The organism is Prevotella sp. ICM33 (genome assembly GCF_000517825.1).
GTDB lineage: Bacteria > Bacteroidota > Bacteroidia > Bacteroidales > Bacteroidaceae > Prevotella > Prevotella melaninogenica.
Window position 1 is genome coordinate 26,424 of sequence record NZ_JACD01000015.1, and the last position, 9,932, is coordinate 36,355.

The 9,932-nt window shown below is 41.4% G+C and carries 13 protein-coding genes; 2 read left to right on the plus strand and 11 right to left on the minus strand.

Annotated features, from left to right (window positions below):
- Nucleotides 1-22: 22 nt before the first annotated feature.
- The 10 genes from HMPREF1505_RS03065 to HMPREF1505_RS03110 all read right to left on the minus strand — a co-directional run bounded on the left by HMPREF1505_RS03065 (nt 23) and on the right by HMPREF1505_RS03110 (nt 7,383).
- Nucleotides 23-448, minus strand: a complete 426-nt coding sequence (locus HMPREF1505_RS03065) for a thioesterase family protein (protein ID WP_036922356.1) — start codon at nt 446-448, stop codon at nt 23-25.
- A 27-nt stretch (nt 449-475) separates the two neighbouring features.
- Entirely contained in the window at nt 476-940 is a 465-nt protein-coding gene (locus HMPREF1505_RS03070; protein ID WP_036922377.1) for a pseudouridylate synthase, read from the minus strand.
- A gap of 13 nt (nt 941-953) precedes the next feature.
- Nucleotides 954-1,793 (minus strand): lipid A biosynthesis acyltransferase, encoded by an 840-nt coding sequence (locus HMPREF1505_RS03075; RefSeq protein ID WP_036922379.1) that lies wholly within the window; start codon nt 1,791-1,793, stop codon nt 954-956.
- Between the two features lie 22 nt (nt 1,794-1,815).
- On the minus strand, nt 1,816-2,058 hold the full coding sequence (locus tag HMPREF1505_RS03080) for an acyl carrier protein (RefSeq protein ID WP_021671897.1): 243 nt from the start codon (nt 2,056-2,058) through the stop codon (nt 1,816-1,818).
- A gap of 20 nt (nt 2,059-2,078) precedes the next feature.
- Nucleotides 2,079-3,173 (minus strand): methyltransferase, encoded by a 1,095-nt coding sequence (locus HMPREF1505_RS03085; RefSeq protein ID WP_036922358.1) that lies wholly within the window; start codon nt 3,171-3,173, stop codon nt 2,079-2,081.
- Nucleotides 3,174-3,275: 102 nt separating this feature from the next.
- Complete coding sequence (locus HMPREF1505_RS03090; protein WP_036922360.1) at nt 3,276-3,839, minus strand: hypothetical protein; 564 nt, start codon at nt 3,837-3,839, stop codon at nt 3,276-3,278.
- Nucleotides 3,840-3,878: 39 nt separating this feature from the next.
- Nucleotides 3,879-4,421 carry a hypothetical protein gene (locus tag HMPREF1505_RS03095; RefSeq protein WP_036922380.1) on the minus strand — a complete coding sequence of 181 codons (543 nt, stop codon included), beginning with the start codon at nt 4,419-4,421 and terminating at the stop codon, nt 3,879-3,881.
- Nucleotides 4,422-4,456: 35 nt separating this feature from the next.
- Nucleotides 4,457-5,686 carry a beta-ketoacyl synthase gene (locus HMPREF1505_RS03100; protein WP_036922362.1) on the minus strand — a complete coding sequence of 410 codons (1,230 nt, stop codon included), beginning with the start codon at nt 5,684-5,686 and terminating at the stop codon, nt 4,457-4,459.
- A gap of 185 nt (nt 5,687-5,871) precedes the next feature.
- Entirely contained in the window at nt 5,872-6,600 is a 729-nt protein-coding gene (fabG, locus tag HMPREF1505_RS03105; protein WP_036922364.1) for a 3-oxoacyl-ACP reductase FabG, read from the minus strand.
- A gap of 234 nt (nt 6,601-6,834) precedes the next feature.
- Nucleotides 6,835-7,383, minus strand: a complete 549-nt coding sequence (locus HMPREF1505_RS03110) for a histidine phosphatase family protein (protein ID WP_036922365.1) — start codon at nt 7,381-7,383, stop codon at nt 6,835-6,837.
- Between the two features lie 84 nt (nt 7,384-7,467).
- On the opposite strand from HMPREF1505_RS03110, the gene HMPREF1505_RS03115 reads away from it, so the two are divergent.
- Both HMPREF1505_RS03115 and HMPREF1505_RS03120 read left to right on the plus strand, forming a co-directional pair.
- Nucleotides 7,468-8,130: a DUF308 domain-containing protein gene (locus HMPREF1505_RS03115; RefSeq protein WP_036922367.1), complete on the plus strand. Its 663-nt coding sequence runs from the start codon at nt 7,468-7,470 to the stop codon at nt 8,128-8,130.
- A gap of 3 nt (nt 8,131-8,133) precedes the next feature.
- Entirely contained in the window at nt 8,134-8,622 is a 489-nt protein-coding gene (locus HMPREF1505_RS03120) for a methylated-DNA--[protein]-cysteine S-methyltransferase (protein WP_036922369.1), read from the plus strand.
- 177 nt (nt 8,623-8,799) lie between these two features.
- Here the strand turns inward: HMPREF1505_RS03120 and HMPREF1505_RS03125 are convergent, their stop codons facing one another.
- Complete coding sequence (locus HMPREF1505_RS03125) at nt 8,800-9,276, minus strand: hypothetical protein (RefSeq protein ID WP_155948906.1); 477 nt, start codon at nt 9,274-9,276, stop codon at nt 8,800-8,802.
- Between the last annotated feature and the right edge of the window lie 656 nt (nt 9,277-9,932).

Genomic DNA, 9,932 nt, shown 5'->3' on the forward strand with positions numbered 1-9,932 from the left:
TAGATTCTTTCACTACGAATAATCAACCTTCTACCTGTCCCCAACGCTCTTTCCATTGCTGATAGAAAGGAGGATTATCCCATACCAATTGGTAATCAAGGTCCATAAACACCTGTACGGAACTTCCTGTGGCTATCAGACTATCATCTTCTATGTCATGAATCTCATAATCGAAGACAATCTTGGCTGCCTCGGTAGGACGATAGATAATATCTATTCGCGGTGTCATCCCATATTTGATTGGCTTCTTATAATGAAAGGAAAGGTCAACCAATGGTGCATAATAGCCGTGAGCAAAGAAGCCCATATACTCCAATCCATACTTTTCACCGAACGCCTCTCGGGCGTCTTCAAAGTAAAGAGGGTAAGAGCCATGCCAAACCACGTTCATAGAATCAACCTCACTGAAGCGGATCGCAAACTTCTTTGACGCTTTCAATTCTTTCATTCTCTATATAGCTTTTTGTTATTCTGCTTAAGCATTCTGCTCTCTGACAGAGATCTTCATCTCTGATTTTACCAAAACTTTCTCGCCACAAGTGACAACTGCGTCAACCAAGGTCATTCCGAAGACTTCCTCTCTTATTTCCACACGTGTCGTTATCATGTCTCCTACCCGAGGTCGTTCGATAACTTCAAAGTTGCGCACAGCCCCAATAAAGCCTAACTGAACACCTTTCTTAAGAATATATTTATTGACAAAACCGATACGGGCAGCACACGTCTGTGCTATATTTTCCATCAGTCCTGAAGGTGAGAAATATCCGTCATCCACGAAGATATTGCTCTCTCTCACTTCCATTTCCGTAATTATCAATAGCTTATCGAAATGTACGAGCGAGCCTATCATAATAAAAGGCTCTTGCTGTGGTAACAACTCATGCACATCTATTTTACGTAACCTCTCTTCAGAAAAGTTCTCTTCCTCAGAATTCACCATATTGTTTGTCATATTATGTCCAGAAGTCATAGAAATTAAACCACTGTAAAGGATACTGGCGAACCTTACGCTCGAGCTCTTTCACATAACTGTCAGTTAACTGCTGCATCTGCTCTTTACGTGAAGCCTGCTTGTCGTAACTGAGTCGTTTCACATATACCTTATAGCATTTGGCCGATACCTTCATTACGTTGACAGCAAGGACATCCTGCTCTTTCAATGTTGCAACGGAGATAGGACCAGCTGGGAAACGGACCTCAGCACCTAAGAGCTCATGGGTTATCGACTTCGCAGAGCCAATGACTCTATCGGCTGGCATACTCACAATTTCGTTGTTGTCAAGTGCTTCATTAACCAAAAAGAGATGACTCATATCCTCCAAAACAGGAATCATACGGATATTATTATGCACCAACACTTTCTGTCTCCCCTTCGTCACCGTGGCTTTCTCACCACCAAAGACCAAGGCATTGAATCGCTTCGTCTTTGAGATCAGCGAATAACCAGCTACCTCATAGCAGCCGATATGGGAACTGAAGATCATAAATCCCTTTGTTTCTGCTTCTAACTGTTCGAAAGATTCGTAACCTTCTATCTCAATGTTGAATTGCTTACCAGCAAAAACTGCGAAGCGGTCGATTACTATCTGACTGAACAAACAGTGATTAAGATAAGTACTCCATGCTGCACGCAGGCGTCCAAAACCTTGACGATGACGAAAATAACGGTAAGCTGTTGTTCGACTATGGTTGGTATTCAGCAACAGACAGATAGGGATAACAAAGAGCGTTGTGAACGCATAGAGTAATCTCACGTCCATCCAACGCAACGATGCTATCAGCCATCTATGCATCCAGCCACTGCCAAACGTTGTATTAGCCAACCTTACTTTCTATATAATCGCAGAACTGTGACAAGGTTACTACACCTTTCATCTCCTCTGGCTTAATCTTAAAGCCGAAATTCTTTTCTACAATAACAACGATATCTACAAAGTCCAAACTGTCAATACCAAGGTCGTCCTTTAACTTTGCGTCTGGTGCAATGTTATCTTCTTCAATTTCCAAATCCTCGATGAGGAAGTTTCTTACTTTCTCTTCAATTTCTTTTCTTTCCATTATTTGCTTTACTTAATAAATTATTTCAGTTTTACTTCTAATATTGTATGTCCCTGTCCTATCTCGTCATGCGTCGCAACAACCTTCAACCCTGCTCGATCTATCTGTTTGAACATATCGTCAGAGTGATACATCTTACTGTTACCATTGGCCATTACCGTGAAATAGACACTTGTCATCGTCAAACAGAGAGAGGCTGGCTCATACTTCTGTCTGTCCCAGAAGGTCTCCATGATATATAAGCTCGTTTCTGCCGTCATCACCTTAGAGACACGAACAAGAATACTAAAGATTTCTTCTTCTGAGAAACAGTCGAGGAACTGACTCATCCAGATGGCATCCCAATGTCCTTCTGGCAGCTTGTTATCCCTATCGAGGATATTCGTCGGGAAGCCTCCTATGCGGCTGGTTCCATCTTTCCCTGCGATGTTCTTTTGCATCATTCCAATCTGTCCTGGAAGGTCGACGATTGTGACTTTAACCTCAGAATCATACGCTACACAACGTAATGCAAAACGACCCGTATTACCACCGACATCCATCAGATGCTTAGGATGCTTGGCAAAGACAATCTTTAAGGCCTTATCAAAAGAGTGGTCACTATAGAAGTGATCAAAGCCAAACCAGCTATCCTGTACCTGCTTATCGAGCTTTGACAGACCTTCATAAATGGTAGGCCAGTCGCCAAGTGTCTTCAGTCCAGCTGGCTTACCTTCCTTAAGTGCCTCATCAAGATAGAACATTCCACGATAGTTGACATCGTGATTGAAGTCTATGTTCACACGTGTCGCTGGGTCATTAAGCAGGAACCAGCCTGTCTTAGATATCGTATAACGGTCGTTTTCCTTATTAATGAGCACTGTTCCTATACTCAGCGATGCTTCAAGCAGTATCTTCAGTGCATACGTTGAGAGCGCGGTCTGCTTCTTAAGCTCCTCTAAGGTCAATCCTTCCAAGCTATCTCGCAACGTATCCAGTATGCCCCATTTCACCATAAGACGAGATACCTGAAAGATTACTGGTCCCCATGCTATATACTCGGCAAGGCGCTGTGCCTCTCGTGCTGTCAGCTGTTCCTGCGTGTATCTGTCACTTTCTGATTGAAATAGTTTCATTCTAACTCTCTTGTTGTTTTATCTTCTTTCTCCTGTTATGTAAAGTATATGTTCGCTCTCAAAGCAGTCTCTCTTGTTTTAAAACAAGAGAGACATATCATTCTACTTAGCCTTTTTAATCAATTTAACTACTTGTTCTGCCAATTCACGGTAGGTCTCTACACGACGTTTCTCATTACCATAACCAGCTCCGGCAACGCCATCGACATCAATGACAGCAAATGGTTGCTTTACATTCTTCTCATAGAAAGTCATCAGGGCGTGCATGTGGGCATCACCAGCACCAAAACCAATGAGAACGGATACGCCTGTGCTTCCATAATGGAAATCCTTCACCTCAATGACGATGGTGTAATCGGCTTCACTTTTCTTATCCGTAATTCTAACACTCTTCGTCTTTTCATTGAAACGTTCCATGAAGTTTTGCTCTGAACGCGCAATCTCTGACTTGTAGTCACGTGTCCAATCTGGTCCTTTCTCTTTCAAGAAAGCCTTCACGTCCTGTCCTTCTAATGTGGCATGGCTATAATCCCATACAACATAAACCTTTGCATTTGAACTCTTGAGCTTGGAAAGTGATCCACTCTTTAATGTCACATCGGCCTTAGCAAACAACGTTGCCACGCAACACATCACAAACGATAGTAGCAATAATACTCTTTTCATAATAGTTTATTATTAGTTAATATTGAATTAAGAAATTGTTTAAATGTCTAAGCCCACAGAAAGCTCCACTCCTCCAACGTTAGAGGATTTGTCTAACAGACCATAATCTAAATGTCGACCTTGATAAGTATAGCCAAGGGCGGTACTGATACCGAACTTGCTATGACCGAAATAGAAATGGCAACCTATCTGAGGAGCAATATAAAGACCGTTAATATCACCAAAGCTATATCCTACCTTTGTCGCAACATAAGGTGAGAAATTCTTACGCAAAGACTTATGGAACTCTAATCTTGCATCTACAAAGACTGGTACATTCCATTCTTCCATTTCCCACCAATAGGCTGCACCAACACCACCTCCTAAATAGAAGCCTGGTGCAAGCTCCATACCATGCGAAGTATAGACATAACTTCTGTTCTCGCTGTCGTCGCCAGTGCCAAAGACATAGCTCTCACCAATGAAACCTCTGTAACGTGGTGCCTGTTCCCAACCATAACTTTCATCACGCTGTGCCTTGATAACAACACTATATAAAAGTGCCAACATAAGGATTATGAATCCGTTGAAGTCTTTTTTCATATCCAACATATTATAAGGTTTAACAATATTTTCGGTTATTCTTTGTATTTCTTGATGACTAAAGCGGAGTTTGTTCCACCGAAACCAAACGAGTTACTTAAGACAGTATCAAGCTCGGTCTCTATGGTCGTCGTTGCAAGATTAAGTTTTTTAGAGTATTCATCTGGATTCTCAAAGTTGATATTCGGTGCGACAAAATTATTTTGCAGCATAAGAATGCTATACACTGCTTCTGACGCTCCTGCCATCCAACACTCATGACCTGTCATGCTCTTGGTGGATGAGATTAGGGCATGCTTACCCTCAAACATACAATTTAGGGCTATTGCCTCATACATATCGCCCTGATGGGTACTGGTTGCATGGGCATTGATATAGTCAATATCGTCGGCTGTCATCCCAGCTGCTGCCAGCGCACGCCCCATGGCAATCTCACTGCCAGCGTCAGAAGGCTGACTGATTCCACCGCCATTGCTTGAGAAACCATAACCCACAACCTCTGCAAGGATATTCGCACCACGTGCCTTGGCATGCTCATAGTCTTCTAATACCAATGAAGCTGCACCACCACTCGGTATCAGCCCATCCCGATCTCGGTCAAATGGGCGACTCGCCTTGGTAGGTTCATCCATACGGGCAGAGAATGCTCCGAGTGCATCAAACGATGCCATAGAATAGTAGTTTGTCTCCTGCGCACCACCACAGAGCACCAAATCCTGCAACCCTTGCTTAATCATCATAAAACCTAAGCCAATAGAATGACTGCCACTGGCACAAGCTGAGCTGACCGTGAAATTCACTCCACGCAGGTGAAAGATGGTACTGAGGTTCATGTTCACTGTTGAGTTCATCGACTGGAAGATGAGACCATAGCCTAACATGGCTGAATCGTGCTTCTCGTCCATAATCTTTGATGACTCAATAACGGGTTGGGCAGAGGAGTCATTACCAAAGATACATCCTACCTCATTCGCAAGGAGATACTCATCAGAGATTTCTGCCTGCGCAAAGGCTTGCAAACTCGACATATAAGCATAACGAGCTTCCTCTGACATACAAGCACGTGTGTGCCTATCAAGCATCTTTTTTGTGATAACAGGTTGCTCAACAATTCCGGTCAGCGCTGAGCGATAGCCATAGGTAAGACGCTCGGGTTGAATACCAATACCCGACTTTCCCGTATATAATGAAGCCTTTACGGTCGCAAGGTCAGTACCAAGACATGACCAGATTCCCATTCCAGTGATAACTACTCTTCTTTCCATTTGTTAATTATTATCAAACCTTCCTTTATCACTATCAAATGGTGACCTATCAGTAGGAAAGGATATATTTCTAATTTACGTGTTCTCAATATATAATGAAACCTTCAGGATTGTCCTGACAGGAAAAAGGTAAAAGTCTCTTCAAAAACGCTTCCTTGCTAAAGGAAACTGAGATTGCCACAGTGTTAGGTGTACAAGCCTCCGTTCACATTGATAACCTCACCTGTGATGTATGCTGCAGCATCAGAGGCAAGGAAAGCCACGACAGCTGCAACTTCTTCTGGTGTTCCAAAACGACCGACGGGGACAAGTTTCTTCAATTCGTCCTCAGGCAGTTCCTTAGTCATATCGGTCTGAATAAAACCAGGTGCAACAGCATTCACCGTAATCTTACGAGCAGCCACTTCCTGTGCCAAAGCTTTCGTGGCACCTATCAGAGCAGCTTTTGCTGCACTATAATTTACTTGCCCTGGCAAACCTTTCAAACCTGACAATGAGGCCATATTGATGATTCGTCCACCACGCTTACGTGGCATCATGTGCTTGAGAAGCCTGCGGGTGATATAGAAAAATCCATTCATATTCGTGTCAAGAACGCTATGCCAGTCTTCGTCTGACATCATAAACATAACATTATCACGACGAATACCAGCATTGTTTACCAATACAGAAATAAACTCGTCAGGATGAGATGCTTCCCATGTGTCAATGGCTGCCTCTATCGCCTTCGGATCAGAAACATCGAAAGGAAGAAGTTCCACATGTCCGCCTTTGGTCTCTATTTCCTGTTTTACTGCTTGAGCAGCTTCTGCATTAGACTGATAATTGATAATAATAGAGTACCGTTCTGCTAAAAGCAAGGCTACAGAGCGTCCTATTCCACGTGACGCACCTGTTATTAAAGCATACTTCATTTTTTGGATTATTAGTTATACTGTTGTAACTTAAACAGAGTCTATTTCTACAAAACACACTTGCAAAGATATAAAATATTTTTTACTATATGAAAGGTTTAAAACATTTTTTATAAAAAACAACCAAAATGATATAAAAAAGAGAAAAGAGAAAATGAAACAAGAAAAGACAGAATAACTTACTGACTTCTATCAATGAATGCCCACAAGCAACATGTTCACTCGTCAACATGTTCACTCGTCAACTTGTTCACTCGTCGACTTGTTTAGCTCAAGCATCCTAACCTCAGCATTCCCCATTGGCTTCAGCTCATTCATCGGCTTATCAAAGTAAACGCTTTGAATGGCTTTATTGATGATACCATGTCCTACGGCAAGCACCTTCTTATCAGGATATTCTTCCTTCAACCATGTAAGGAAATCCTTGGCACGAGCCTTCAAAGCATCTAAGCTTTCGATATCATCAGGCCATAAAGAAGGGTCATTTAGATTTGCCAAACTGGGAATATGCTTCCCTGTAAACGAACCCCAGTCACGTTCACGAAGCAAGGGAGTCGTCGTAACAGCCTTCCCATGAGGGGCAGCAATCAGTTCGCAGGTATGAATACTACGCTGCAAATCACTTGAAACAAAGGCATCTATCGGTTCATCTTTCAAACGTTCTGCAAGATCTTCAGCCTGCTTGATACCCTGCTCATTCAGTTCTCCCGGTGTTTGTCCTTGCATAATATGATTGGCGTTATCCACCGTCTCACCATGCCTTACAAGATATAATAATGTCATAACTTCATCAATTCTTATTGCAAAAATAATAAAAAATCAAGGAGTAAAACGTTGGAATAGAGATTATTTTGTATTTTTGCATCCATGAAAGTACTTCAAATATCAGCCATAAGGGCTATTATCGTATTAGTGACAGGTTTCCTCCTCGTAAGATATCGTGAGGAAACTATGACGTGGATGACCATCACCGTGGGTATACTCTTCCTACTCTCTGGATTGGTTTCTTGCATCGCTTACTATTTTGAAAAGGAGAAAGTAGCAAAGAAAACAGCGACGTCTGAACAGCAAGGAGGACAAGAAGAAGAAGAAAACCTCAAGTCACCTTCCTTCCCTATTGCGGGTGTCGGCAGTATTGCTTTGGGTATCATCCTTGCCGTCATGCCCAACACGTTCATCACATGGGTGGTTTATATCCTTGCAGCACTACTGATTCTCGGTGCTGTCAATCAGTTTATGAACCTCGCTCGTTCACGTCAGTACGCTCGTGTTCCGGTCTATATGTGGCTCTTCCCAACAGTCATCTTGGCGATAGCCATTCTGTTGATTAGTAAGCCAATAGAGACTGCACAACTCCCATTATTAGTTCTCGGATGGGCATTTATGTACTATGGCGTCTTAGAATTCATCTTGATTATCCGTATGTATCTTGTCCGCAAATCTTACGAGAAGGCTGAAGAAGCAAAGGTTGTGACAGGCGACAAGTTGGTTACAGATAATATCGAAGACGCTGAGGTTGTAGAAGAATAAACCATGTACTTCTGTCGTTACCCCTCACCCCTCGGCAACTTAATACTTGCCGAGGAAGAAGATGCTATCGTTTATTGCCAATGGGAAGATACGATTGACGAACAAAAGGTAGCGAAGTGGACGGAAGACAAGGAGCAAAACAGCGTGTTACTGACTGAGGCTTGCCGTCAGCTAACAGAATATTTCACTCAGAAGCGCAAGACTTTTAACCTCCCTATGCGATTAAATGGCACTTCCTTTCAGCTACTCGCATGGGAAGGTTTGCGACAAATCCCATACGGAGAAACGCTTTCTTACGCTGAATTGGCAAGACGTATAGGCAGAAACAAAGCCGCCCGTGCTGTGGGTAATGCCAATCACCACAATCCATTAATGGTCATCATTCCCTGCCATAGAGTTGTGGCAAGCAATGGAGAATTGGGAGGATATGCAGGAGGAACAGCCCGAAAAGTTTGGTTATTGGAAAAAGAAAAGGGACACAACAAATTGTAATAATCATTCTAATGATTATATAATTTGAAATAATCCAATAAGAAAAGACCATTCTATGTACTCAATATCGAGGACAAGAATGGTCTTTTCAATCTTCCAAAGGATAATAACTTTTAGCTTGAAATCCTACAAATAATCAGAATCTATTCTAATATCCTTGATTACTAATATGATTCTTTACCTCTCCCATCTTAGTCTGTATATACGACCAGGCTGCGGATTAGCACAACAATAAGAATACATTTTGTTTCCCTTATCAAAAGGAACACTTTCTAAGGCTTTATAGTCACCATCTATCTGCGTATTCAGTTCCTTGTATTCAAGTATTGCTGGCTTATTAAAGTCTGCATCTTTGTATGATAACAGAACGCGGAAAGTCATCATATCTATAGGAGAGTCTAACTTACAGCTAATCCACGGCTGTGCCTTATGGTCAGGATCATCATTCTCAGTCTTTATATGAATAACTGTACTCTCATTGTATTTAAGGGGATGTTTGAACTTTATCCTTGCTTCATCCCATTTCTTTTCATCATCATGAAAGACAATGTCTTCTATGATTTGCGATGTAGATGACAACTTTGGGCGAATACTTCCTGTCCATTTGAAATTATAGGGTATGTCAGTAAGAAACAAACGCTTACATTGTATCATTCGAAAAGATTCAAACGTAGATTTTACCCCATCATGTGACTGAAAGATACAGAAGGAGGAGATGCGACGATAGTCTTCTGAAGAATTATCTAAAACGATTTTATTTATACCTCTGAGGATTCCATATATTAAAATTATAAACCCAAGGCATAAGACAATTAAAGCAATAAGCGTATAAGTCTCATTGCTCACAAGCATTAATATTATACTAAGTATAGAACAAAGTGATGCAAGGAAAGAACATGTACTTGATATATATGTCCTTAAAAAATCCCACAATTTCATGTATGATTATCGGTGTATAATAAGGTATGTAGTTATGCGTCTGTTCCCATAATTGTAATATATTGTAACTGCTAAAAAGCAACTAAGCTAAGTTATTGATGTAGTTGATATATACTACTTTGCAAAGGTAATGAATAAGTTTGTCATTTCCAAGTAAACCGAAAATTATTTTTCGTGACGCCAGTATTTCTTGCGTAGCGCAAGAGTTGAAACGTCACAATAATTAAAGTCTTAACCGAAAGTAAACGTAGGCGTCATTTATTTACCTTCAAAAGACAATATCCTTTATTCCCATATTTCTGATGTTTGTAAACTATTTTTTATTGCTGTCCGGTAAACCTTTTCCACATATAAAAGTTAAGGGCTAAAAT